Origin of the sequence: uncultured Veillonella sp. (assembly GCF_900545795.1) — a bacterium.
Lineage (GTDB): Bacteria > Bacillota > Negativicutes > Veillonellales > Veillonellaceae > Veillonella_A.
Genome location: NZ_URAR01000004.1, coordinates 75000 through 101732, shown reverse-complemented (window position 1 = coordinate 101732; position 26733 = coordinate 75000). Strand labels below are relative to the sequence as shown.

At 39.1% G+C, this 26733-nt stretch carries 18 protein-coding genes; 17 read left to right on the top strand and 1 reads right to left on the bottom strand.

What is annotated here, in order from left to right; translation table 11 throughout:
- Positions 1–90 precede the first annotated feature (90 nt).
- Positions 91–1320 (bottom strand): aminopeptidase, encoded by a 1230-nt coding sequence (locus tag QZR90_RS03370; protein WP_295788780.1) that lies wholly within the window; start codon positions 1318–1320, stop codon positions 91–93.
- A gap of 46 nt (positions 1321–1366) precedes the next feature.
- On the opposite strand from QZR90_RS03370, the gene QZR90_RS03365 reads away from it, so the two are divergent.
- The 17 genes from QZR90_RS03365 to QZR90_RS03285 all read left to right on the top strand — a co-directional run bounded on the left by QZR90_RS03365 (position 1367) and on the right by QZR90_RS03285 (position 26612).
- Positions 1367–2035 (top strand): helix-hairpin-helix domain-containing protein, encoded by a 669-nt coding sequence (locus QZR90_RS03365; protein WP_295788778.1) that lies wholly within the window; start codon positions 1367–1369, stop codon positions 2033–2035.
- 166 nt (positions 2036–2201) lie between these two features.
- Positions 2202–4868 (top strand): ComEC/Rec2 family competence protein, encoded by a 2667-nt coding sequence (locus tag QZR90_RS03360; protein ID WP_295788776.1) that lies wholly within the window; start codon positions 2202–2204, stop codon positions 4866–4868.
- Between the two features lie 9 nt (positions 4869–4877).
- Positions 4878–5849: a DNA polymerase III subunit delta gene (gene holA / locus QZR90_RS03355; protein WP_295788775.1), complete on the top strand. Its 972-nt coding sequence runs from the start codon at positions 4878–4880 to the stop codon at positions 5847–5849.
- A gap of 144 nt (positions 5850–5993) precedes the next feature.
- The gene (locus QZR90_RS03350; protein WP_295788773.1) at positions 5994–7397 is read left to right on the top strand and encodes a VanW family protein; all 1404 of its coding nucleotides are present in this window, start codon (positions 5994–5996) and stop codon (positions 7395–7397) included.
- Positions 7398–7421: 24 nt separating this feature from the next.
- Complete coding sequence (locus tag QZR90_RS03345; protein WP_295788771.1) at positions 7422–11243, top strand: PolC-type DNA polymerase III; 3822 nt, start codon at positions 7422–7424, stop codon at positions 11241–11243.
- Between the two features lie 48 nt (positions 11244–11291).
- On the top strand, positions 11292–12848 hold the full coding sequence (locus tag QZR90_RS03340) for a gluconokinase (protein WP_295788770.1): 1557 nt from the start codon (positions 11292–11294) through the stop codon (positions 12846–12848).
- A gap of 336 nt (positions 12849–13184) precedes the next feature.
- Positions 13185–14504 carry a gluconate:H+ symporter gene (locus QZR90_RS03335; protein WP_295788768.1) on the top strand — a complete coding sequence of 440 codons (1320 nt, stop codon included), beginning with the start codon at positions 13185–13187 and terminating at the stop codon, positions 14502–14504.
- Positions 14505–14856: 352 nt separating this feature from the next.
- Positions 14857–17490: an S-layer homology domain-containing protein gene (locus QZR90_RS03330; protein WP_295788766.1), complete on the top strand. Its 2634-nt coding sequence runs from the start codon at positions 14857–14859 to the stop codon at positions 17488–17490.
- A gap of 749 nt (positions 17491–18239) precedes the next feature.
- Positions 18240–20288, top strand: a complete 2049-nt coding sequence (locus tag QZR90_RS03325) for a YadA-like family protein (RefSeq protein ID WP_295788763.1) — start codon at positions 18240–18242, stop codon at positions 20286–20288.
- A 157-nt stretch (positions 20289–20445) separates the two neighbouring features.
- On the top strand, positions 20446–21228 hold the full coding sequence (gene rpsB, locus QZR90_RS03320; RefSeq protein WP_295788760.1) for a 30S ribosomal protein S2: 783 nt from the start codon (positions 20446–20448) through the stop codon (positions 21226–21228).
- A gap of 218 nt (positions 21229–21446) precedes the next feature.
- Positions 21447–22127, top strand: a complete 681-nt coding sequence (gene tsf / locus QZR90_RS03315) for a translation elongation factor Ts (RefSeq protein ID WP_295788758.1) — start codon at positions 21447–21449, stop codon at positions 22125–22127.
- A 66-nt stretch (positions 22128–22193) separates the two neighbouring features.
- Entirely contained in the window at positions 22194–22922 is a 729-nt protein-coding gene (gene pyrH / locus QZR90_RS03310; protein WP_295788756.1) for a UMP kinase, read from the top strand.
- Complete coding sequence (gene frr / locus QZR90_RS03305) at positions 22922–23482, top strand: ribosome recycling factor (protein WP_295788754.1); 561 nt, start codon at positions 22922–22924, stop codon at positions 23480–23482. The genes pyrH and frr overlap by 1 nt, the downstream gene beginning before the upstream one ends.
- On the top strand, positions 23482–23751 hold the full coding sequence (locus tag QZR90_RS03300) for a hypothetical protein (RefSeq protein ID WP_295788752.1): 270 nt from the start codon (positions 23482–23484) through the stop codon (positions 23749–23751). Before frr ends, QZR90_RS03300 begins: the two co-directional genes overlap by 1 nt.
- Positions 23720–24496, top strand: a complete 777-nt coding sequence (locus tag QZR90_RS03295) for an isoprenyl transferase (protein WP_295788750.1) — start codon at positions 23720–23722, stop codon at positions 24494–24496. Before QZR90_RS03300 ends, QZR90_RS03295 begins: the two co-directional genes overlap by 32 nt.
- A 1-nt stretch (position 24497) precedes the next feature.
- A complete protein-coding gene (locus tag QZR90_RS03290) occupies positions 24498–25310 on the top strand; it encodes a phosphatidate cytidylyltransferase (RefSeq protein WP_295788749.1) in 813 nt (270 codons plus the stop codon).
- A gap of 156 nt (positions 25311–25466) precedes the next feature.
- Positions 25467–26612, top strand: coding sequence for a 1-deoxy-D-xylulose-5-phosphate reductoisomerase (locus QZR90_RS03285; protein ID WP_295788746.1), 1146 nt, complete (start codon positions 25467–25469; stop codon positions 26610–26612).
- Positions 26613–26733: the final 121 nt, after the last annotated feature.

Genomic DNA, 26733 nt, shown 5'->3' with positions numbered 1-26733 from the left:
TTAGCAAAAAAAAGATGGAATGAAACCTGAAGGTAGTATTACTTTACCGCAGTCAGTTTTCATTCCATTTTTATATGTATATTTTTAACTTTAAATAAGTAAGCGTCCTTTTTCCATAATGGTAATTGTTTCACCGTCAGGAGTTGTACCTACAATATTCATATCTTCATGGCCAATCATAAAGTCTACATGGCTATGAGAGTAGTTTAAGCCGGCTTCTTTTAGTTGTTCTTTAGTGAGGCCATCACTATTTTTTAAGCATGTTGGATAGGCAGCACCAATCGCTAAGTGGCAGGAAGCATTTTCATCATAAAGTGTTTCAAAATAGATTCGATTGGATTGGCTAATTGGTGAATAGTGGTCTACTAAAGCGAGTTCGCCAAGGTAGGAGGATCCTTCGTCGGTTTCGATGAGCTTTGTTAAATATTCCTTACCTTCTTTAGCATCATAGTCTACAATTTTACCATTTTTGAATTCAAACCAAAATTCGTCGATGTGATTGCCTTGGTAAATTAATGGTTTTGTGCTATATACTTTGCCGTGCACATTGTCATATTGAGGAGCTGAGAATACTTCCTCAGTAGGGATATTAGCATCAAAGATAACACCGGATTTTGATGCCTCGGCACCGCCCTGCCAGAGATAGTTCTTAGGAAGGCCTACGACTAAATCAGTACCATTAGAGCAAGTGTAATGGAGCTCTGTAAATTGATGTGCATTAAGTGCTTCGGTACGTTTTTTGAGACGTCCTAAGTGTTTATCTAGGGTATTCTCTTCACCAACACCTTCGAGACGGCAAAGTGTAAATACATGACTCCAAAGCGCATCTACTTTTTCTTCATCTGTGCCAGTAAAGCCGAGTAGATTAGCCCAACGCAAGGTCGCTACAGAGGCTACACACCAAGTGAGTGTAGAGTCCATAATGGCATCATGGTAGAAGGAGAGCACTTTGTTTAGCGCGCGAGATTGAGTGGCCATTCGCTCTGATGGAACACCTTTCATGGCTGTTGGATTAGCGCTAATGAGCGAGAGGAAGGCAGCTTTATCATCTACATAGGTTTTGTAGTAACTTGGAATCCAAGGTGCTGGGGACTCCAATACTTCCTGTGCGCCATGGAGCAAACGAAGCTTGCTAATTGGAGTAGAACGCCAATTAATAACCACTTCTTTGGCACCTAATTTATAAGCTTCGTCAGCGACGATTTCAACAAACTTGTGATTTTCTACATCAACTGAAATAACTAGAGTTTGTTCAGTTTGTAAATTAACCCCTGTTTTTAATAAGGCCTGTGCATAGGCTTGTAAACGTTGTAATTCCATTGTATATATTAATTCCTTTCAAAATAAAATAAAAGATACCTATAGAGTGAATGCTTCTTATTGGAGTGAATACATAGGTAATCCAATGACGCGCCATGAACTTATTTATATGAATCATTATTATGACAGTAAAGGACGTGACACTGTGAAAAATAAAAAGTTCTGGCTTATCTTAGCTTTTCTTGTAGGTATTTATGTATTAGTCCTACGCCCTATTATAGCAGATTCTGATGCGCAATTAAATTCTTCGCCTCAGAGATCGGCCGTAGCAGCTAAGGGGAATGAAGAGATGAATAAAGGAGGAGAATCTAATCGGCTTATATATATTACGGGAGCTGTAGAATCGCCGGGGTTATATGAAATTCAAGAAGGCACTACGCTAGGTGATGTTGTGCAATTATGCGGTGGATTTTTACCTTATGCAGCCGTTGAGAGTTTAAATTTAGCCGACACCGCTGAAGTGGGAAGTCATATCCATGTAGGGTTTAATTTTAAAGGTAATCCAGAAGTATTGTTGCAAAAACAAAAAGTTAATTTGAATACAGCCGACGAGAAAGGTCTTATTGCGCTTTCCGGTGTAGGGCCTGGCACAGCTAAGAAAATTTTGGACTATCGAAAAGAGCATGGTGGATTTAAATCGATTGAAGAGTTAAAAAATATTAAGGGCATTGGTGAGGCTACTTATAAAAAATTAGCTCCTCAAGTCACTATATAAATGCCTATAAGTTTTGAAGTATTGCGTATGAGTTTTGAGGTATGTAGATGTATAAAATAAATATGTAGCATTATAAAATTAAGTTGAATTATAAAAAGATGCAATTTTATATATTTTTTGTACACATAGTGGAGTCCCAAGAACAGACAGTATTTGTGGAGGTAATATGTATTTAAGTCCCTTTAGGCAGTGGCTAATATCAGTGGCCTATTATTTTACTTACACAGAATGGGCCTTTTGGTGTTGGTGGCATTTAGGTATAGGAATTTGTCTTGCTTATGGCAGATGGTATGAGCTTACTTTGCCCATGTATGCCTTTCTAGGGACTAGTTGGTTTTTAGCTGTGCTAGTTATACGTAGTTGGGGACGAAATAAACGAACTCGTTTTATTTATGGTAATAGGAAAAATAGGTTGGTGTATCATGGAGGACAAGTTCATTATTCCTATATTATAGGACTTATATTAGTTGCTTTAGGCATGATACTACTAGGTTATAGTCGCACGGAAGAGTCTATTTATGCTTACAAGGGGCGTGACATGAGCTATTTGAAAGTGCCGGCGCTATATTTAGTACAGGTGGATTCACGCCCAGAATTGTTTAGGCGCAATGGAGATATAGAGACTCGCCTTAAAGGTTCTGTTATAGGTCTCAAAGATAATACTACTACCAATATTACGACCACCAATAATACTAACTCTACCACCAATGCAACCAATACAACCAATACAACCAATACTAACACTATCAATACCATAAACACTAACATTAGTAAAAACACTAATGCTGATACTAATACGATTAATACTATTAACAGTTCAAATAATACTGGCAGTGCCAATAACACGAATATATTTAAGCCAGCCTCCGGTACCATACAAGTATATGTAAAGGGAGAGCAGGAAGATATTTTAGCTGGTTCTTATGTGTTAATTAAAGGGACTGTGCAACCTTCGTCAGTATGGCCAGAAGAAGGGCGTATTGATATGAGAGCGCGACATATTAGCGCAGGACAAGTAGGCAGTATATATGATGGAGAATGCGAAGGAATAGTAACAGCAGATGAAGTAGAAGCTCTTAGTGGTAAGGCTTTAGGTCTTGGGAGCAGATTAACAAACTGGATACAAAGAGGGCTAGCCCATACTCATAAGGAGGCGAGTGCCATTTTACAACAGTACTTACCTGAAGAATTGAGCCATTTAAGTGAAAGTTTACTCCTTGGTGGTGGGTATGGTGTACTAGATGAAATGGTTATTGGTGCTTTTTCTAAAACAGGTTTAATTCATATTCTCTCTGTATCTGGTTCACATATAGCTTTATTATTCGGCTTTGTATTCTTTCTTGGTCGTATTTGTAAAATAAGCTCAATAAAAGCGACTTATAGTGCAATTGTCATCGTCATACTGTACTGTGCATTAGTAGGTTATAATCCGCCGGTTGTGCGGTCTGCTTTAATGGGGATAGTAATGGGTCTAGGGCTTATTATGAAGAAAGAATATGCTGGCTTACAAGCCCTACATATAAGTGCGTGGTGCTTATTATATTATGATCCATTACAGCTTTTTGATATAAGCTTTCAGCTTTCCTTTGGCGCTACCTATGGCATCATACTTTTTGCTAGACCTTTATATCAAAGTTTGCCGAAAGGCATGCCTTACATTATGGGGCCTATTAGTTTATGCATAAGTGCACAGCTACTAATTCTGCCACTGCAATTATATTATTTTCATATATTAGGCTTTGGCTCTCTCTTAGCAGCTATAATAGTGGCGCCTTTATTAGATTTAGCTATTATAGGGATTCTAGCTTTACTTTTAATCACGTCTATACTCACTGTATTAGGCTTAGGTAGCCTTGTGGGCTGGTGTTGGAGTTTACTTGCTTTAGTTTTACAACTAGCTTTATTTTTAAATGAAACGATTGCCATGATGCCAGGCATGGTGTATTGGAGTGCGGCCCTATCTTTAGGGCGCTGGCTTTTGTATAGCATGCTTTTGTATGGTCTCTATTATAGTATGAAGTATGTAGCTAGGCGAAGATTTATCCATGAATATATGCTCTATCTTTCCTTAGTGTTTTTACTTTGTTCGGCTAATATCGGTTTATGGGAAGCTGGCGCTATACAAATTCATACAGTGCCGCTTAGTAGAGGAGCAGGCATAATTGTATTAAGAAAAGAATATTTCAGTAAACCTACGGCTGTGGTTTATATGGAGTTGAATAAAAAAGACTTATCCTCATATAGTCGCGCAAGTATAGTTAATGCATGTCATTACTATGGTATTACTAAGCCTGAGGCAATAATTTTTAAAGATTCACCGCATTTAGATGGCAGCATATTAGCTAAGGGTAAGATATACAGTTTATATTCTGAAGACTACTCGGATATAACAGGACCTACGCAAGAAGTCAATACGCAAGAAGTCAATGTATTAAGACCTGGAGCAGACCTTTCTGAAGAAGTTAAATTAGTAAGTGATTTAAAATGTAGTAAGGCGCGAATAACCCAATTAAAAAGTCAGGTTTGGCAAGTGGGAGAGACGGCCCAATTAGATGATGTACTGCTTGAAAAGACAGACGTATTGCACGTAGTAGGTATGACTAAATCGTATTTATTCAGTCATAGACAAACGGGTAAAAAGACTTTAAAATTAGATGAGGATAAATTAATAATTCTTGGCACGGCAGATCCCGGATGGCTACTAAAGATGGAAGAATTTCCTTTTGTAGAGGCGTTGGTTTTCAGTCCTTCGTATGGGGGACGAGAAATTGATCCTGCTGATGATAAGGTATATATGACGGGAGCTTATATTATCCCGGATTTTTTATTGTAAGGAGGGGCTATGGCAGTAGAACTACTATATGGTGATGAATCACAACTTATAGAAGAAAAGAAAATAGCCTTTCTTAACAAGTATAAGTCTATGCCTGCGCAGATGCTTAATGATGAGCTCGGAGCCAGTGCTATTAGCGAGGTGCTTAGCGCTGACTCGCTCTTTGCAGAGCCAGCCGTATACTGTGTAATAAATCCACCTATTTTTGCTAAAGCGGGTAAAAAAGTAAGTGAAGAGTGGCAACGAGTATATGATATTTTATTGAACTATACTGGCGATAATCCGGTGCTTATTATTTATCATGATGAGGTTGATAAAAGGATAAAAGCTAATAGTCAATTTTTAAAATCCATTCCTTCCACTGAATGTGCTCGCCTCAAAGGGGATGCCTTATTACACTGGATTATGCAGTATTGTAAGTCGAAGGGCTATAGTCTAAGTCCTGATGGGGCTGAATATATGAGTCATTTGCTAGAATTGTGGCAGGATGTGCCAGTCGCTTTTATGCGTACTGAGTTTGACAGATATTTTTTATTATTGCCACCGAAGTCGACCATTAGTCGCGAATTTTTACTAGAAAATGGCAGTGATTTTAGTGCGAAGAATATATTTTTATTTAAAGAAGCCTTATTTAATCGTAAGGTAGATACTTTGATGTCTTTATTTCCCTATATGTTACAATATAAGGAAGTAGACCGCGCTATGTCATATATAGAAGGGCAGTTGCGCTTGCAGCTCATGGTGAATGAATGTGCCAGTCAAGGCATGACTGAACGGCAAGTACAGGATTATTTTAAAAGCCAGGGCTCGAGTGTAAAAGCCTATCCTATTAAATTGGCGTACCAGCAAAGTCGACGTATTTCTACGCGAGGTATAGCCAATTTATTGCGTGGTTTGTATGAAATTATGCGTCAATCGCGGCGTGGTGAAGGGGATTTAGCGTATTTTAAAGATCTATGTTTAGCTTATTGCGCAGAATAATATAAGCATTTAAATGTATGTACTAAATTATGCATTGTAAATAATGTACTGAGCAGTATATGTAAAATATTTGCACAAGCTAAGAAGTATATACAAAATATTGTGCGTAAGTTAGGACATTTGACTTATAGTATGGAGTAAATCATGAAGAAAAAAGTAAGTCTTTTAGTTGGTAGTATATTAGGTGTAGTGGGGATTTCTGTAGGGGCTTTTTTATATCCTACAGGGAATACTATTTATGGCACGTATTTAGGAGACCGCAATGTTTCACAAGTTTCTAAAGATGAATTGCCAGAGATTATTCAGGAAGAAGCAACTAAACAATTACAAAAGATTGCTATTAAAAATAAAGAGGGTGTAACCCATTATTATAGTTTAGAGGAATTAGGGATAACCCCGAATATTAAAAAAACAGTGGATAGTTTGTTAGCTTATGGCTATGAAGACAATACTGTAGAATATGTTAATAGCCGTTGGCAGGCTTTAGTTAACCCTGTAAAGCGAACTATCATTTATGACATAAACATGCCTAAACTAGAGAGCATATTACAAGCGTATAATAAGGAGTTTGCTAAAGATGGCCACGATGCGTATTTAACAGTAGAGCAAGGTCAGGTTGTGCTTCACAAAGAGACGTTAGGCAGACGTTTAGATGTGGAGAAGACGATTAAGAAATTCCAAGAGCAGTTAAATTCTGGCAGTGTAAGTCAAATTGAGCTAGTTATTGATGATCAAGCAAAGCCTAAGATTGTTGCTAAGGACTTAGAAGGTATTACGACTATTCTAGGAACCTATGAAACAAGCTTTAACTCTGGGGATACGAGTCGAACACATAATATACAGATTGCCACTGATAAGATTAACAATGTTATTTTACCGCCTAATGGTGTGTTTTCTTTTAATGAAATTGTTGGCGAACGCACCGCTGAAGCAGGATATGATGATGCGCCAGTCTTTATGGATGGCAAATTAGTTCCTGGTATTGGAGGGGGCATTTGTCAGGTAAGCTCCACTTTATTTAATACAGCTTTATTAAGCGGTATGACTATTGAGGAGCGAACTACTCATTTTGCGCCAGTAGGCTATATTCCAGCTGGTCGAGATGCCACAGTAGCTTATGGATATTTAGACTTTGTATTTAAAAATCCATATAGTCACCCAGTGTATGTAATGGCTCATACAGCAGGCGATACCTTAGTTATTACTATTCTTGGTCACAAAGAAGATGAGCCCGTATCAGCATCAGTTACAGTAAGTGATGGCACTGTATTACCACACAAAACAGAAGAGCGCATTGATCCTAATGCTACGAAGGAAGAAGTGCAAGTAGCTGGTCATGATGGACTGACTATGACGACAACCGTGACTGTAACACATAAAAATGGTCAAGTAAGTACAGATACTTTTGATTCTACCTATGATCCAGTGGATTCAGTAATTATTAAGCCTAAAAATGCACCACCGGCTAAAGCGAGTGACAAAGAGGCTACTAAAGACGCTAACAAGGATGAGAAGTCCAAGTCTGATGAGGGTGAAAAGACAAATTAAGTAGAAAGTAGGGGCAAATAGAAAATGGCAATACGTTATCATATAGTGCCTAAAAAGAAGAATAAGGCTGCTGTTCTAATTGAATCTACTAAAGAGCAAATTCAAATAAAGCAAGTTGATTCGTCGTTTGAGAATTTTAATGCTTTAAAAGCTAAACTAGAAGCTTGGTATAAGGAAAAGCATGTATCATTTGATGCGGTGCCTTTAAAGGATTCTAATATGTGTTCCTATATTTGGGAGTACGAAGGGATTCACGACCACACCATGACAGAATATTATTATGCTGGCGGCTGTGGCGTAGGCGAGCTCATTGAAGAAATCGAGTATTTGCGCAAACAAAAGGGCCTTATGCCGGATTATGATGATTACCCAGAAGGTAATGAATTTGACAGTTATGGTTTTATTGAAGAAGAGGATGTACATAATATAGTCGGCGTATATAGCGAAGCGAATGCTAATTATGGTGGCTATTCTATTAGTGCGCCTCCTGATGCCATAAAAGGTCAGATTTTATATGAAGGCTTCGAGTCAGCAGATGATTTTCTTTTCTCCGATGAATTCGTATCTTTTTCTGACGATGAAATAGATTTAAGTACTGACAATTCACCAGTAGTTTGTGATTATGTACCAGCTCCTTCCACGGCAGCCATTCCTGGTGCCGGTTGGCAAGGTGGTAGCGGCAAAGGCAAGGGCTATCGCAAGAAAAAAGATGTTACCGACCCAGGCATGGTTATTGGTCCAGCTATTACAGGGCCAGTAGTGACGATTGCATCGCAACCAGAAGGGGGCCGCAATTTAGTCTTTGAAGGCATGCCTTTGGAAGTAGTAGCGCGAGAGTTAAAGTCTGGCTCTGCAATTGTGACTGGTAGCATTGTAGATGACACAGAAGGGCTTCGCTTTAATAAATTCGTCGATTCCATCGATGTGGCTAAAGATATAGTTAAACAAATTGGCAAAGCACAGTGCATTCAAGTCTGTGGCGATGTAGAGATGGACGAACGCTTTGAACGCGATTTTGTACTGAAACTTCGGAGTGCTAAGCTGATTAAAAAAGATACTATGCGCAAGGAGCACCGCGAGGATTCTCGCGTGGAACTTCACTTGCACACTAAGATGAGTGATAAAGACGCGTTAGTTACTGTTTCTGACCTTTTGAAAACAGTTAAGGCTTGGGGACATCCAGCTGTAGCGATTACAGACCATGGTGTTATACAAGCCTTCCCAGAAGCTCAAAAAGTGGCGAAGGATTTAGGTGTTAAAGTTATTTATGGTGTAGAAGCTTATTTGATTGACAATGAAGAGTCTACTAAGCGCTATCATATTATTTTATTGGCTAAAAATATTGTAGGTCTTCGCAATTTATATAAATTAGTTACTCTGTCTCATTTAAATTACTTTAGCCGTCGTCCTCGTTTGCCACGAGAAGTCATCGAGCAACATAGAGAAGGGATTATTATTGGCTCTGCTTGTGAAGCAGGGGAATTAATGCAGGCTATTGTACAAGGTGATTCTAAGGAACGCTTACTAGAAATAGCTTCATTTTATGATTATTTAGAAATTCAACCAATATGCAATAATCGCTTTTTAATCCGCAAAGGACTAGTGCCAGATGATGATGCTTTAATTCAAATGAATAAAACTGTTGTTGAATTAGGGGATTATTTACAAAAGCCAGTAGTAGCTACTTGTGATGTGCACTATTTAAATCCTGAAGATAAAATTTATCGTGAAATCATGCTAACGGCTACCGGATTCCCAGATGCGAAGGAACAACCAGATTTACATCTTCGTACTACTGATGAAATGCTCAAAGAATTTGAGTATTTAGGTGAAGAAAAGGCCTATGAAGTAGTTGTTACAAATTCGCGCATGATTAATGATCAGATTGATACATTGTATCCAGTGCCTAGTGATAAGATTACCTATTCACCGCAAATTGATGGGGCCGATGAAGCTTTAAGTGATATGTGTTACAAAAAGGCACAGGAAATTTATGGAGATCCGTTACCACCAGTGGTAAAAGAACGCTTGGAATATGAATTAGAGCGTATTATCGGCAATGGCTATGGCGTGTTGTATTACATTGCCCATAAGCTAGTAAAGAAATCCCTTGATGAAGGGTACTTGGTAGGTTCTCGTGGATCCGTAGGGTCCTCATTTGTGGCTACCATGGCAGATATTACAGAAGTAAATCCGCTGCCACCTCATTATATTTGTCCTAACTGTAAGCATAGCCAATTCTTCGAAAAGGGCGAATACGCTGGTGGCTTTGACTTGCCGCGTGCTAATTGTCCAGAATGTGGCACGCCAATGCACACCAATGGACATGATATTCCATTTGCTATTTTCATGGGCTTTAATGGTGATAAGGTGCCGGATATTGACTTAAACTTCTCTGGTGATTACCAGCCAAAAGCACATAAATATACGGAAGAACTCTTCGGTCGCGATAATGTATTCCGCGCTGGTACAATTGGTACGATTGCGGAAAAGACGGCCATGGGGTATGTGCGCAAATACGCTGAAATCAATGGTAAGCAATATCGTAAGTCTTTCATTATGAAATTGGCGAAGGGCTTTACGAAAGTTAAGAATACGACGGGTCAGCATCCTGGTGGCATCATGGTTTGTCCGCGTAACATTGATATTCATCATTTTACGCCAGTACAGCATCCAGCCAATAAGAAGGATAGTGGTATTATTACCACTCATTTTGATTATCACTCCTTTGAAGGGCGTATTACTAAGCTCGATATATTGGGCCATGATGACCCGACTATTATTCGTATGCTAGAAGATATTACAGGCGTAGATATTCAAAGCATTCCATTTGATGATCCTGAAACTCTTAGCTTGTTCTCATCCACTAAGGCCATTGGTCTTACGCCAGAGCAGTTGATGGGCGACAAGGTAGCATCCTTAGCTGTGCCGGAATGTGGTACCGGCTTCGTACGTCGCATGCTGGAAGACTCTAAACCTAAGTGCTTCTCTGATATTGTCCGCATCTCTGGTTTCTCCCATGGTACCAATGTATGGTTAAATAATGCGCAAACATTAATTACCAGTGGTACTTGTAAGTTGAACGAAGCGATTTCGACGCGCGATGATATTATGAACTTCTTAATGCAACGGGATATTAAACCGCTTACAGCGTTCTCGGTAATGGAGAATGTGCGTAAAGGGAAGGGCATTGAGAAAAAGAATTCCCAAGGGGAAGTGACGACGAATTACGAAGAACAAATGCGTGAAGGTGGTATTCCTGATTGGTTTATCGATTCTTGTAAAAAGATTAGTTATTTATTCCCTCGCGCTCATGCGGTAGCCTATGTAATGATGGCATTCCGCATTGCGTGGTTTAAAATTAATTATCCACTGGCCTTCTATGCCGCTTATTTCTCTATTCGCGCTAAATCCTTTGATGTAAAGATTATGCAGCGCGATTTAGATGGGCAAAAAGCTGAGTTTATGCGCTTAAAAGCAGTGGTAGATGAAGCGAAGAAATTCAACAAAAACTGTAATAAGGAAGAAGACATGATGTCAGCCTTAGAAGTGTCTATGGAAATGATTCAACGTGGATTTAAGTTTATGCCACCAGATTTATTAAAATCTGATGCACGTCGTTTTAAATTAGAAGATGGGCAGCTCTTGCCACCATTTTTAGCTATAGATAGTTTAGGCGAGAAGGTGGCGGATGCGATTGTGGAAGAACGGGAAAAACGTCCATTCACGTCTATCAGAGATTTAAGACGTCGCTGTGGTGTATCACAAACCATCATTGATAAAATGAAAGAAATACACTGTATTACCGATTTGCCAGAAGACGAACAGATTAGTTTATTTGGTTGATAGGTTGTAAAAGATTGCAGCAGGCAATACAGTACAAGGAGGTCAATTATGACATTAAAAGTTAAAGAGCCCGTATGGATTGGTGTAGACGTAGGTACTACAGGGGTGCGCGCTACAGCGTATACTTCTGTAGGTCAAGCAGTGGCTACAACTGAAGCTTTCTACTCCCTAGAAACACCGCAATATGACCGGGCAGAACAAAATCCACAACAAATTTACGATGCTGTAGAGGAAGTTATTTCTGGTACAGTACAACAATTACAATATAAATTAGTGACTATTTCTGGTCTTGCTTTAAGCTCTGTTATGCACAGCTTTATTCCGCAAGACAAAGAGTTCCAATTATTAGGCAATATGATGACCTGGGCTGATAGCCGCAGTGCTGCTATTGTACGTCGCTTGGAACAGGACCCAGCTTGCGAGCAATTTTATTTCAACACTGGCTGTCCTTTGCATGCGTGCTATCCATTGGCTAAAATTCTTTGGGTAAAAGAAAATCAACCATCCATCTTTGATCGTATGGAACATATTGGTTCCATTAAAGACTTTATTTTCCATAATTTAACAGGCGAATGGGTTACTGATAAATCAGTAGCAAGTAGCAGCGGTTTATACAATGCTCATAAAGAAGACTGGGATGAAGAAATTTTAGCTTTCTTACGCATTAAGAAAGAACAACTTCCGCCAGTTGTATCTACGACTTACAGCAATGCATTAGTAGCTGAGGTGGCAGAGCGTTTGGACTTACCAGCAGGGCTACCAGTTGTAATTGGGGCCACTGATGGTGTACTTGTAAATGTAGGCATCGGGGCTGTATCAGCAGGGCAGTTGAGCTGTACTATTGGTACTAGTGGAGCTATCCGCATGTTAACTAATAAGCCAAGTATGGATAAGCAAAAACGTACTTGGTGTTACAATTTAACAGACAACATGTGGGTTGCTGGTGGCGCCATTAACAATGGTGGCATCATTATGCGATGGATGCGCGACCGCATTTTACATCTTCATGGCTCACAAATGGAGCAGCTTGATGTAGATCCTTATGATTTAATGACTATGAAAGCACGCCATGTGCCAGCTGGTTCTGGGGGATTAATCTTATTGCCATTCTTTACTGGTGAACGCGCTCCGTATTGGAATTCTGACCTTCGTGGTGCCTTTGTGGGCTTGTCTTTAAATCACAGTCGTTCCTACATGATTCGCGCTACTATGGAAGGTATTTGTTACAGCTTACTTTGCGTATTAGATGCACTTCGCGATTTTGAAGATGTGAAAGATATTCGCGTAAGCGGTAGCTTTACAAAATCAGAATTATGGCTTCAAATTATGTCCGACGTATTCAATGAAAATATTACTTTGCCAACAAATAGTGAAGGAGCGTCCTTTGGCGCTGCTGTGCTTGGTTTTATTTCTGATGGTACATTAAAGGATATTACTGATACGGCTGAGCTAGTACAAGCACAGGAAGTATATAAACCGAAGGAAAATCATCGCGAAGTATATGATGAATTGTTCAGTATTTACGAGTCCCTATATAAAAATATGAAGGATGATTTAGCGCGCTTGGTGACCTTCCAACAGGATCACCCATTTAGTCGTTTATAATATCTGAGCCTTTAGAACTTATATCTATACTGTATTGATTACTAAGCTGTACATTCTAGTGAAGCTATCTTAAAGTCTATTTTAGCGTTACATTTAAGCGCTTATAGTGTTATGTTTAAGGGCTAATAGTGTTATGTTTTAGGCTAATAGTGTTATATTTAAGGTCTAATTTAGGGTTACATCGAATGTTGCAGTGAACATTGCATCATCAGTTTGTATTTTTGTAACTTTATTTTATGGTTATTACTTAGCTAGCCTGACTTTGCTGGACTAGCTAAGTTTTAATATGAACTCATTTTTTATTAGTGTGTTGCCTTTGTGAAAGGAGGCGTCAAAATGCCACTCATTATTTTGGCATTAGGTATTGTTTTACTATTCTTCTTGATTGTAAAACTAAAATTGAACAGCTTTTTATCCTTGCTGTTGGTATGTGTGATTGTAGGTTATGCGGAAGGCTTGCCGATTGATCAAATTTTCCCAACCATTCAAAAGGGCCTTGGCTCTACATTAGGCGGTTTGACTATTGTAGTAGGCTTCGGTGCGATTCTCGGTAAATTGATGGCTGACAGTGGTGGTGCACAGCGCATTGCTACTACTTTGATTAATATTTTTGGTCGTCAAAATGTTAGATGGGCTGTTTGTTTAACTGGTTTTATTGTTGGTATTGCCCTATTCTACGAAATCGGTTTCGTACTTTTAATTCCACTTGTGTTTACTATTGCAGTATCTGCTGATATTCCACTTCTTGAAGTGGGGATGCCTATGGTAGCGGCCTTATCTGTTACACATGGTTTCTTGCCACCGCATCCAGGCCCAACAGCCATTTCTGTATTATTTAATGCTGATATTGGTAAAACTTTAATTTATGGTTTAATTATTGGTATTCCTACTGTAATTATTTCTGGTCCACTGCTTTACAATACAGCTAAAAGTATTAAAACTTCTATTCCAGAAGGTCTTCATAATGACAAAGTATTTACAGAAGAAGAAATGCCTTCATTCTGGAGCAGTATTTTAACTGCGTTGACACCAGTTATTTTAATGGCGATTAATACAGTAGGCCAAATGGTGGGCGTGCCTAAGGGGACAGCGGTTTACCATATTCTTAAATTCATTGGTGATCCAAGTGTGGCCTTGTCCATTTCCATTATCGTAGCTTTCTATACTTTTGGTTTTGCTCGCGGTAAAACTATGAAGGATATTATGGAAACATCAGAAAAAGCTATTTTAACTGTTGCTATGATTCTTTTCATCGTAGGTGCTGGTGGTGCTTTGAAACAAGTACTCATTGATAGCGGTGTAGGTACATACATTGGCTCTTTAGTAAAAGATGCTAACTTATCTCCATTGTTCTTAGCTTGGTTAATCGCTGCTGTTATTCGCGTGTCCGTTGGTTCTGCTACGGTAGCGGCTATGACAGCTGGTGGCATTGTGGCACCATTGATTGCGACTACTGGTGTAAGTCCAGAATTGATGGTATTAGCTGTAGGTGCTGGTAGTGTTATCTTCAGTCCTCCAAATGACCCAGGTTTCTGGCTCTTCAAAGAATTCTTTGGCTTATCGGTTAAACAAACAGTACGCACTTGGTGTGCTGTAGAAACATCCATCGCTGTGTGTGGTCTGATTGGCGTTGAGCTATTGAACTTATTTATTTAATTCCATATGAAATTTAAATAAAGAGAAAGGCATTGTATCATTAATGGTTGATGAGGGGTTAAACTTCTTTCTGTTTAATGTAATTAATGCTTTCTCTCTGATGTAAAACTAAAACCTTATGTATTAAGAAACTGCTTAATACATAAGGTTTTTTGTTGTTTAAATTTATTTATTCCTATCTTTTGTATTGTGCAGAGCATTAGTTTAATTAATAGATTAAATTTTATAATCACTTTCTTGAATAAATACTTGATTAGTTATAATTGAATATACTATAATTATTTTCTAGAAAAGGAATATATGAATGGTTATATATTCTGTGTTGTGTGAATGGAGTAAAAGAGTATAAAGTATGAAAATAAAAGTATATGAAAAAAATAATAGGAAGAAACTTACGGCGTTAGTCTTAGGCACCATGTATGCCTTAGGATCTGTTGTAACAGTAAGTGCAGCGACAGATTATATTAGTGTTTATTCTACGCAAGCACTTCCAAAAGATACAGGCTATAATAGTATAGCTATAGGTCCTAATTCAGAATCTGCTGGTGAAAACTCATTGGCTGCTGGCAATAAGGCTATAGCTAAAGGTGCTAGTAGTATTGCCACAGGTTTGGAGGCCAAAGCGCAAGCAGTTCGTAGTATTGCCACCGGCACATCGGCACAAATTGATGAAGTTGCAGCTAATGCTATTGCTATTGGCTATAATGCTAACGTAGTTAGAGATTCAGATTACAAAGATAACCTTTCAAATGGTGGTAAAGCTAAGACTAGTGGTCAAAATGCCATTGCTATTGGGACTAATTCCTATACATCAGGAAGCCAAGCGATTGCTGTAGGGACTACGGCTAAGGCAGAGGGCTATAATTCAGTGGCTATTGGTAATGGAGTAAGTGCTACTGGAGACAGTTCTACTGTTATTGGCGATGGCGCTTGGGGCCATGGCGTAAAAAGTACTGTATATGGGCAAAATGCTAAGGTGTACAATGCGAGCATTGAGAAAGATGCCAATGAGTTAAAAGCTAAAATTGATAATTTGCGAATTGACAATCAGCAGTATAAGGCTGATCTAGGCGAATTAGAAAACCAAGGTAATAATGCAGTCGCCATTGGGGGTGATACAAAAGCATCTGGTTGGGGTGCTTCGGCATTAGGCTATAAAGCTTATGCTTTACATAGTCAAGCAACAGCTTTAGGTGATGATGCGAAATCAATGAATTATGCAGCCAGTGCTGTGGGGACTCATAGTTATGCCTCTGGTATACAGGCTACTGCCTTAGGGAATGGTGCTGAAGCGTTAGGTGCACAATCTGCTGCCTTAGGTTCTGGGTCAGCTGCTACTGGTGCACAATCCTTAGCAGCTGGCTGGGGAGCTGGTGCGAGTGGTAAAAATGCTATTGCTCTTGGATCTTCCACTAAAAGTGTAAAATCCTGGTATACTAAAGGCGGTGAAACCAGTACATATGCTACTGAATTGGCACAATGGAACGCATCAGGTGATTATTCTGTAGCTGTGGGCACTGACGCGCTAGCAAATAATACGGATACTATTGCAGTAGGTCGTAATGCTGCAAGTACAGAAGCTGATAGCGTAGCTGTAGGTCATAATGCTAAGAGCTCTGTAGCTGGTGGAGTGGCGCTAGGTAGTGAGTCCGTAGCGACTCGTGGGGCTTTGAGCGATGTAATGGTGACGAACACATCAAGCTCTTCTAATAATCAAGTTTATGGGGCAGCGAATAGTACTGACACCGCTAAAGCAGCTATTGCAGCTACAGTAAAAGGGGCGCTAGGTGCAGTATCGGTAGGTAATGACGGAGCTACTCGTCAAATTACGAATGTAGCAGCTGGCTCTGATAATAGCGATGCAGTGAATGTAGCGCAATTAAAGTCTGTAGAGACTTCTGTTAGAGAATATGTAAATGCTAATGCAGTGGATGTAAAACAAGGCAATGGTATTACTGTAACAGAAACACCAGCTGGTACAGATGCAGAAGGCAATGAAACTAAACATACTTTTACTGTTGCATTAGCTGAGGATGTTAAAAACTCCATTACAAATAATACGAATAATATTAGTAAACTTGGCGACACTGTTACAAATCTAAATGGTCAAGTACAAATTAATACAGGCGATATTTCCAACTTAAAATCACAGGTTGCGAATAATACGCAAACAATTAATACTCATACAGAGCAAATTAGCGATTTAAATAATCGTGTAAATGGTGTAAATGGTCGTATTAATAGCTTAGATAATCGTATGGATAAAGTGGGCGCTGGTGCAGCTGCCTTAGCAGGCTTACATCCACTTGACTTTAATCCAGATGATAAATGGAGTTTCTCCGTAGGTTACGGTAACTATGGCAATGCTAATGCTATGGCTGTTGGTGCGTTCTATCGACCTAATGAAGATGTAATGGTAAATGTAGCGTCTTCCATGGGAAATGGTGAGAATATGGTATCTGCTGGCTTAAACTTTAACATCGGTCAAAGCAGTGGCGTATCTCGTTCACGTGTAGCGATGGCTAAGGAAATTGAATTACTAAAAGCACGCATTGACCAATTAGAAGCACAGCAGCGTAATCAGGCTAAAGGGAATGGTGTACAAAGCACAAACTTGGCAGCTAATGTGAACTTCCCAGATGTGCCAGAAAACCATTGGGCTTATGAATTTGTAAATTCTTTAGCTCAAAGAGGCTTGTTAGTAGGTTATCCTGATGGCGAGTTTAAGGGCAATCAGTCTATGACTCGTTATGAATTTGCCGCAGTTATTTACCGTGCCTTACAAAATGGTGCTATTATTGATGGCAATATGGCTCGTGCTACAGAAGAGTTTAGCAATGAAATGATTGCTGTAGAAAAAGCAGATCGTTTCCGTGTAGATCTTGTACATGGCAAACCAAGCGATCGCTATAAAGTAGAGCGTATTCGCGTAAATAGTGAAGATAAAGAAAGTCGCGACGTATATGGTGGCTATACAAAAATGTAGTACTACATAATAAAGAATCCATATATGGGCATATAATATAGTTTGGTATGTAAATCTATATTGATATGTAGAGCTGTACTAGTATAGAAAATGAAAATAGACTGGAATGATGAGGTAGTCAAAAGTTTTACTCCTTAAGATGACGTATCTAAAGGCGGTAAACCATTGATTACTTGTCATTCCAGTCTTTTATTTTGTCTTCATATTGCTAGCTGGGCACTCTTGTTAAAACTCAATATGCACTCTCTATAAAACACAATATGCACTGTCGATGAGCTAGTTGACTATTGTCGATAATGTTATAGGAAACCACTCAATGATGCTCGTTGGGTCATTTTGATAAGTCTGGTGGGGCGGCAGGTAAAAATGAAAAATTTTTATCAAAGGGAGATATAAAGTAGAGATATATGAAGAAAGATAAAAAAACAGAAAACTTATAGAGAATAATTCTTCAAAAGTGGCATTATATAAAAAATATTTTGGTTAATATGAAGTTTAAAAAACGAAAAAATATAGATTTAAAATTAATTACTATGACGTATTTTAAAGCGGTTACATGAATCATGATTTTTGTTTAATAAAAATTATTATCTTAAATTTAGATAATAACTTGAAAAAATAATCAAAAATGTTCTATAATGAATACCTAGTGAATATAACATAATGAGTTATGTATTGCATTGTGTTGTTGTGAATGTTGATAAATGGAGTATTGCAAGAAAATGAGTAGTAACAAAAGTAAAAGAATTATGTCTGCCTTGGTGTTAGGTACATTTTATGCAGTAGGTAGCTTAGCCAGTGTAGGCGCAGCATCTACTGATATTGTAATTAAGGATAGTCTAACAGATAGTAAAGATCCTGTTGTAGAAGCTAATAATGGGATTGCCATGGGGCCCAATTCCTCAGTAGCAACACCTTCTGATAATGGTATTGCTATTGGTAAGGGGGCTACAGTAGCCAATAATGAACGCTATGATATTGAAGCGAATGCTAATAATAAGGTCTTGTTGAGTGGCACTAATGGCATTGCTATTGGCAATGAAGCTAAGGCCGCTTGGACGGGAACAACTGCTGTAGGTGCCGGTGCTAGTGCTAATGGTTCTTATGCTACTGCATATGGCAACGGTGCTAGTGCTATCGGCGATGGCAGTATCGCCATTGGTAATAACGCCACTATGGCTGATTCGTATACATATTATGATGTAAAATACAATATGAATAATGCTGTAGCAATTGGTAATGGTGCTCATGTAGGCAGTGGTTTTGGTACGGCAGTGGGGGCTAATGCAAAGGGGGATGGTTTAGCATCTACTGCTGTAGGCCGTAATTCTACCGCATCTGGTGAATCTAGCGTAGCTCTTGGTAATGGGGCGGTGGCTACGAATTGGGGCTCTTCTGCTTTAGGGACGATTTCACAATCTACTGGCCTTAATTCAACGGCCGTAGGTAATGATGCGCGTGCTTTAAATACATATGCTACCAGTCTTGGTACTCTTGCTATTGCTAATGGAGTTGGCTCCTTAGCAGTGGGCCCACTTACTACTGCTGATGGAAAGTATTCCACCGCATTAGGATATAATGTACAAACAACTGGTACTTATGCAGTTTCCATCGGCGCTATGATTGGGGCAAATAAAACATCACCAAGTGCCACAGGCTATTCTGCTATTTCCATTGGTACAAACAATAAAGCGGCTTCATCAGATTCTATTTCTATGGGGCGTTCCACTGTAGTTAGTGAATCCGCTACAAATGGTATTGCTATTGGCAAAGAAGCTAGTACTACAGCTGCAAATGGCGCTGGTTTAGGTTATAAAGCAGTAGTATCTGCTGAAAATGGCACGGCTCTTGGTAGCAATGCTTCCGTCACAGCAACCGGTGGCGTAGCTTTAGGTAGCGCTGCTACAGCTACTAGAGAGGCTCTAAGTGATGTCAAGGTATCTGATACTGCTAGCGCTGCTAGTAATGAAGTATATGGTTCAGCTACCGCTACTGATGCTGATAAAGAGGCTATTAAGGCTACTGTAAAAGGCAGTCTAGGTGCTGTGTCAGTAGGCAGTGATGATGCAACTCGTCAAATTACACATGTAGCAGCCGGTTCAGAAGATAGTGATGCTGTTAATGTGGCGCAATTAAAATCTGTAGCGTCCTCTGTACGGGAGTATATCGATCAAAATGATGCTAACATTAGTCAAATTGGCAATCAAGTTACGGTGAATACAGGTGATATTAGCAATTTAAAAAATCAGGTAAATTCTAATACTAATACTATTAATACACATACAGAGCAAATTGATGATTTAAATAATCGCGTAGATGATATAGATGGCCGTGTCAATGGCATGGAGCGAAATTACCAGGAAGTGCGTGGAGAAGTGCGTGATGTAGGCGCTATGTCTGCTGCTTTAGCGGGTCTTCGCAATTTGGCGTTTGATCCAAGTAGCAAATTGAACTTCTCTGTAGCCGGTGGTTTCTATCGCGATGCCTCTGCCTTAGCGTTAGGTGCTTCCTATCAGCCAAATGAAGATGTGCTTTTCGCCTTTGGCACAAGCGTTGGTAATAATGATAATATGTACAATGTGTCAGCTACTTTTAAAGTAGGCCCTAATCAAAAACGTCGCGTTTTACTCAATGACGAACGCATGGCGCCTATTAGTACGGTGTATGTAATGCAAGATCAGATTACAAGTTTAGAAAAAGAAAAACAAACTGCTGATACACGCATCAGTAAATTAGAACAAGAAAATCAAGAATTAAAAGCTAAACTTGAACTTCTTATGACAAAAGTAGGATTATAATTTAATGCTTTTCCCCCTTGCCATGGCAAGGGGGCTTGTGCTATACTCTTAAAGTATGAAATTACGCACGCAGACTGATCCAACATCTGTGTCAGGGCTTTTCCTGATTTTCTATTGGATATGAAGCTGCGGAGGTTTATTAACAGGAGGTGCCAACATGGCAGTAGTATCAATGAAACAATTATTGGAGGCCGGTGTACATTTCGGTCACCAAACTAGAAGATGGAACCCTAAGATGGCTAAGTACATCTTCACTGAACGCAATGGTATTTATATCATTGACCTTCAAAAAACAGTTAAAAAAGTAGAAGAAGCTTATGACTTCTTACGTGAAGTAGCTCAAAACGGCGAAGTAGTACTTTTCGTAGGTACTAAAAAACAAGCTCAAGAATCCGTTAAAGAAGAAGCAGAACGTTCCGGTATGTACTTCGTTAACGAACGTTGGTTAGGTGGTATGTTAACTAACTACAAAACTATCGAACTTCGCGTTAAACGTTTAAAAGAATTAGAAAAAATGGCTGAAGATGGTACATTCGAACTTCTTCCTAAAAAAGAAGTAATCGGTCTTCGTCATGAAATGGAAAAACTAGAAAAATACCTTGGCGGTATTAAAGATATGCCTAAAATGCCAGGTGCTTTATTCGTAGTTGACCCTAAAAAAGAACGCATCGCTATCGCAGAAGCTAAGAAATTAGGTATCCCAGTAGTAGCAACTGTTGACACTAACTGTGACCCAGATGAAATCGATTTCCCAATCCCTGCTAACGATGACGCTATTCGTGCCGTTAAATTATTAACTGGCAAAATGGCTGATGCTATCTTAGAAGGTCGCCAAGGCGAATCTTTAGATGACCAAGGCGAGCACCAAGACGCGGCTGATCAAGCTTTAAATCAAATGGTATCTGATTCCCGCGAAATGGTACAAGACGGTCAAGGCTAATAACTAAGACTGACAAGTAAGTCCTCATTGTTTGGAAGTGACGAGTTGCTAGCTATGATAAGCGCTATATAGTAGCGAACTGCATATACTAAAACTTAGTTGCATATATAACATACAATTGCATGACTTACTAATTGATAAAAATTGTAAAACAATATAAAATTAAGGTAAGGCATTGTGACCTTACCTTAATTAATGTATAGGAGGAAGATTTAAACATGGCTATTACTGCTGCATTAGTAAAAGAATTGCGTGAACTTACAGGCGCAGGCATGATGGATTGCAAAAAAGTATTAACCGAAGCTAACGGTGACATCGAGAAGGCAGTTGACCTTCTTCGTGAAAAAGGTTTAGCAGCGGCTGCTAAAAAAGCTGGTCGTATTGCTGCTGAAGGTGTTGTTGCTTCTTACATCCATGGTGGCGGCCGCATCGGCGTTTTAGTAGAAGTTAACTGCGAAACTGACTTCGTTGCTAAAACTGATGACTTCCAAGAATTGGTAAAAGACATTGCAATGCAAATCGCAGCTGCAAATCCTCTTTACTTAAACCGTGAAGAAGTTCCTGCTGACGTTATTGAACACGAAAAAGCAGTTCTTTTAGAACAAGCTAAAGCAGAAGCGGCTGAAGATGTTAAAAATGGCAGAAAACCAAAACCAGAAGCAGTACTTGAAAAAATGGTTGTGGGCCGTGTAGAAAAATTCTATAAAGAAAACTGCCTAATGGAACAAATTTTCATTAAAGATGGTGACAAAACTATTACTGATGTTATTACTGAAAAAATTGCTAAAATCGGTGAAAATATCAACGTACGTCGTTTCGTTCGCTACGCTTTAGGCGAAGGAATTGAAAAGCGCCAAGACGACTTCGAAGCTGAAGTTCGTGCAGCCGCTGGTCAATAAGATTTAACAGATAAGAGAACACCGTCCAGTGTTCTCTTATTTTGCAATAAGCAGAGGAGTATAGCGATGAGTGATAGAAAGTTTAAACGTATTGTATTAAAATTAAGTGGTGAAGCACTAGCTGGTGAACAAGGATATGGTATTGATCCAATCGTTGTAGAAGGCATTGCTAAAGAGATTGCTGAATTAGCAAGATCGACTGATTTACAAATTGCCATCGTAGTTGGTGGCGGCAATATTTGGCGCGGATTAGCTGGTAGCGCTAAGGGCATGGATCGTGCATCGGCTGACTACATGGGCATGATTGCCACAGTTATGAACTCCTTAGCTCTTCAAGATGCCCTTGAAAATGAAGGAGCTGCTACACGCGTACAAACAGCGATTGCTATGCAAGAAGTAGCTGAACCATATATTCGTCGTCGTGCTATTCGCCATTTGGAAAAAGGCCGTATTGTAATCTTTGCAGCAGGTACTGGTAATCCGTACTTCTCCACAGATACAACAGCTGCTCTTCGCGCTGCAGAAATTGAAGCAGACGCTATTTTAATGGCTAAGAAATTTGCTGATGGCGTATATGATTGCGATCCTCGCACAAACGCTGATGCGAAGAAATATGATGAATTAACCTATATGGAAGTTATTAGTCGTGAGCTTAAAGTAATGGATGCTACATCTACTACTTTATGTAAAGACAATAATATCCCAATTGTAGTATTTAGCATGGATATTCCTGGTAACATTACTCGTGCTGCTAAAGGTGAAGTTGTTGGTACTATTGTAAGAGGTGAAAATTAATGGACATTCAAGAGTTATTAAAACAAGAAGAAGCTCGCATGGATAAAACTATTGAATCATTAAAACAAGAGTTTGCATCCATTCGTACGGGCCGTGCAAGTACTTCCTTACTAGACAAAGTAATGGTTGACTATTATGGCTCTCAATCCCCAGTGAATCAGGTAGCTAATGTAACAGCACCAGAACCTCGCTTGATTTTAGTAAAACCTTGGGACCGTTCTATGATTGGTCCTATTGAAAAGGCTGTACTACAATCTGATCTTGGTTTAAACCCAAGTAATGATGGTGAAACAATTCGCCTTGCTATTCCTCAATTAACGGAAGAACGCCGTAAGGAATTGGTAAAAGTAGTAAGCAAACGCGCTGAAGAAGCAAAAGTTGCTATCCGCAATATTCGTCGTGATGCTAATGATGCTTTGAAAAAAGAAGAAAAAGCTAAGACAATTACAGAAGATACTGTAAAAGACGGTCAAGATCAAATTCAAAAATTGACTGACAAAAAAATCAAGGCTATCGATGATTTAAGAGATAAAAAAGAAAAGGACGTATTAGAAGTATAATGCAACCTACTTCTATTATAGGATTACCTTGGCAGCTCGCAGAGGGCTTATTGCGGGCTGCCAATATCCCTTTTGCAGTGACTATTGGAGATAATTACAATCGATTTTTCTCGGTGGCAGACTCCAATTATTATGTCAGTCGAGTAAAGATTGACCCAAGAGAAACAGGGACTTGGCAGATTTTGCTATTTCGTCCCATGATAGCCAGTGAATTCGAAAACTGCAATGAGGTACAATATGCTAAAGAGTTTATTTCAAAAACAGAGTAAGCAAAATAATGATGGTATAGTGCCGATTGACCCTAATAATATGCCTGCTCATGTAGCAATTATTATGGATGGCAATGGTCGATGGGCTAAGCGTCGCGGTTTGCCGCGTACTATGGGGCACAGAGCTGGTGCCGATGTATTAAAGAAAATCGTTATAGCAGCTAATGATATGGGCATTAAAGCCTTAACTGTATATGGTTTTTCCACAGAGAATTGGAAGCGGCCAGAACAAGAAGTATCCTTGCTTATGAGCTTAATTCGCGAATACTTACTAGGTAATGTACGCGATATGCATGAACATAATGTAAGGATTCGTTTTATTGGCTTTATTGGCGGTTTATCTGATGAATTACAGCGCATTATTAAAGATGCGGAAGACTTAACTATGAATAATACGGGTCTTACCTTGCAGTTAGCAATTAACTATGGTGGACGCGATGAAATAGTACGGGCTATAAAAGATATTGTAGCTGATGTACAAACTGGCACAATAGAGCCAGGCGCAATTACAGAAGATGCAATTAGTAATTATTTATTTACTAAAGAGTTTTCTAATGTAGATTTATTAATTCGTCCTAGCGGAGATTATCGAATTAGTAATTTTTTATTATGGCAATTAGCGTATGCTGAATTTTGGTTCACTGATGCGAATTGGCCAGATTTTACACCTCAAATTTTAGAAGATGCGGTTCGTGCATTCCAGCAAAGAGAACGGCGTTTTGGAGGTTTAAAAACGGAGGAGTAGCATGTTAAAAACACGCGTTATTACGGCGCTTATTGGCTTTATTATAGCCATAATTGCCATCACTGTGGGAGGCTATTTTTTTAGTGGGCTTATTTTGCTCCTAACTTTGTTAGGTTGGCGTGAATTTGTCAGTATGATAAAAAAGCTCAATATTACTTTACCTGCCACATGGGGTTACGTGTTTACTGCCATTATTATGCTCACCTTAATGTTCCATCAATATAAATGGGCATTAATTAGTGCTGTAGGGTCGGTTATGCTACTTAGCATTATTTATATTTTTAGTCAAAAGCGAATTACCCTTGATGTATTAACTTATGCAGTATTTGGTTTTTTCTACATCAATGGTGGTTTTGCCTCTATTTTGATTCTACGCGAAAATACAGCGTATGACTTTTTCTCAGTTCCTTTTACAGCCGCTCATATGGGTGAACTCATGCTTTGGCTCTTGTTATTCTGTACTTGGGCGAGCGATACCTTTGCTTATTTTGCTGGCCGTAAGTGGGGACAGCACCGCATCGTGCCCAAAATTAGTCCGAATAAAACATTAGAAGGTTTTATTGGAGGCTTTATTGGCTGTATTTTGACTGGTGTAGTTTATGCGTGGTTAACAGGTATTCCCGTTGGACTTGGCGGTGTAGTAGGCTTTTTAACAGGCATTGTAGCGCCATTAGGGGACTTATTTGAGTCTAAATTGAAGCGTCATTGCTCCATTAAAGATTCTGGCGTTTTACTCCCAGGACATGGTGGTGTATTAGATCGTTTTGATAGCTTATTATTTGCAGCGCCTATGATATTGGCCTACTTAATGTAGAATTAAGGCTTACATATAAAGATATACTGTAGAAGTAGTTTAGATACATGTAATTGGTATGACAGTGTGAATATACTATTACATATTTTATGAGAAGATTTAGAGCAGTTTAAGGCATACTGTTCTTCTGTAAATCATGAAAAGTGAGGAGTTTCTATGAAAACTATTAGCATCTTAGGCAGTACTGGTTCAATTGGTACTCAAACATTAGATGTAGTGAGACAACATCCCGATTTATTTTCTGTAAAAGCTATTGTAGCGTATAAAAATGTGGATGTATTAGAAGCTCAAATAAAAGAATTCCAGCCTGAAATGGCCGGTTTAGTTGATGAAGCGGCATATAAAAAGTTAAAATCACGCTATACTGGACACACTAAGTTGGTGGGCGGTACAGAGGCATTATTAGCTGGTGCTACCTGGCCTTCCACAGAATTAGTTGTTACTGCTGTAGTTGGTGCTGCTGGCATTGAACCTACCGTAGAAGCTATTAAGGCGAAGAAAACTATAGGTTTAGCCAATAAGGAGACCTTAGTGGCTGGAGGCCCATTAATTACCTCCTTGTGTGAGGAGTATGGTGTTCAGTTGTTGCCAATTGATAGCGAGCATAGTGCTATTTTCCAATGTTTGGAAGGACAAAATAGAGAGAATGTAGACTCTCTATTAATAACTGCTTCTGGTGGTCCGCTTCGGACTTGGCCAAGTGAAAAAATTCCTACGGCCACAGCAGCTGATTGTTTGCGTCATCCTACGTGGAATATGGGCAATAAGATTACAATTGACTCTGCCTCCTTATTTAATAAAGGCTTAGAAGTGATTGAAGCGCATTGGCTCTTTGGTTTTGACTTTGATCATATAAAAGTTACAGTTCATCCACAGAGCATTGTACACTCCATGATTATGATGAAGGACGGAGCCATTTTAGCGCAGTTGGGAAATCCTGATATGCGTGAGCCTATTCAATACGCTTTAACCTATCCGAGTCGTGAACCGCTTCACATGGATGTATTAACTTTTGATAAAGCCTTGCAATTAGAATTTTTCCCGCCGCGGTATGAAGATTTCCCTGCTTTGCAATTAGCCTTTGACGTGGGCCGCGCTGGAGGCTTTAAGCCGGCTGTATTCAATGCAGCTAATGAAGAAGCAGTTTATGCTTTCTTAGACGGCAAATTACAATTTGGCGATATTTATAAAACAGTTGTGTCTGTATTAGAACGGATGGAAACTGAGCCAGAATTTACATTGCCGAATTTGCGACAAATTGACTTATGGGCGCGAGAAACAGCTCGCAGTCTAATTAAATAGCTTGGCTGTGTAATTGTCTAGCTTGTGAAAATTTACTGCTCAGCAGATTTAGTACTAAACAAAGTAATGTGTTGAGCTAATTTAGCTAAAAAATAAATACTATGCAAATAAAGTGGAATAT

Excerpts from the sequence above, each read along its gene's own strand:
- QZR90_RS03370 (WP_295788780.1), bottom strand. The coding sequence starts at position 1,320 with ATGGAATTACAACGTTTACAAGCCTATGCACAGGCCTTATTAAAAACA.
- QZR90_RS03360 (WP_295788776.1), top strand. The coding sequence starts at position 2,202 with ATGTATTTAAGTCCCTTTAGGCAGTGGCTAATATCAGTGGCCTATTAT.
- holA (WP_295788775.1), top strand. The coding sequence starts at position 4,878 with ATGGCAGTAGAACTACTATATGGTGATGAATCACAACTTATAGAAGAA.
- QZR90_RS03350 (WP_295788773.1), top strand. The coding sequence starts at position 5,994 with ATGAAGAAAAAAGTAAGTCTTTTAGTTGGTAGTATATTAGGTGTAGTG.
- QZR90_RS03345 (WP_295788771.1), top strand. The coding sequence starts at position 7,422 with ATGGCAATACGTTATCATATAGTGCCTAAAAAGAAGAATAAGGCTGCT.
- QZR90_RS03340 (WP_295788770.1), top strand. The coding sequence starts at position 11,292 with ATGACATTAAAAGTTAAAGAGCCCGTATGGATTGGTGTAGACGTAGGT.
- QZR90_RS03335 (WP_295788768.1), top strand. The coding sequence starts at position 13,185 with ATGCCACTCATTATTTTGGCATTAGGTATTGTTTTACTATTCTTCTTG.
- QZR90_RS03330 (WP_295788766.1), top strand. The coding sequence starts at position 14,857 with ATGAAAATAAAAGTATATGAAAAAAATAATAGGAAGAAACTTACGGCG.
- QZR90_RS03325 (WP_295788763.1), top strand. The coding sequence starts at position 18,240 with ATGTCTGCCTTGGTGTTAGGTACATTTTATGCAGTAGGTAGCTTAGCC.
- rpsB (WP_295788760.1), top strand. The coding sequence starts at position 20,446 with ATGGCAGTAGTATCAATGAAACAATTATTGGAGGCCGGTGTACATTTC.
- tsf (WP_295788758.1), top strand. The coding sequence starts at position 21,447 with ATGGCTATTACTGCTGCATTAGTAAAAGAATTGCGTGAACTTACAGGC.
- pyrH (WP_295788756.1), top strand. The coding sequence starts at position 22,194 with ATGAGTGATAGAAAGTTTAAACGTATTGTATTAAAATTAAGTGGTGAA.
- frr (WP_295788754.1), top strand. The coding sequence starts at position 22,922 with ATGGACATTCAAGAGTTATTAAAACAAGAAGAAGCTCGCATGGATAAA.
- QZR90_RS03300 (WP_295788752.1), top strand. The coding sequence starts at position 23,482 with ATGCAACCTACTTCTATTATAGGATTACCTTGGCAGCTCGCAGAGGGC.
- QZR90_RS03295 (WP_295788750.1), top strand. The coding sequence starts at position 23,720 with ATGCTAAAGAGTTTATTTCAAAAACAGAGTAAGCAAAATAATGATGGT.
- QZR90_RS03290 (WP_295788749.1), top strand. The coding sequence starts at position 24,498 with ATGTTAAAAACACGCGTTATTACGGCGCTTATTGGCTTTATTATAGCC.
- QZR90_RS03285 (WP_295788746.1), top strand. The coding sequence starts at position 25,467 with ATGAAAACTATTAGCATCTTAGGCAGTACTGGTTCAATTGGTACTCAA.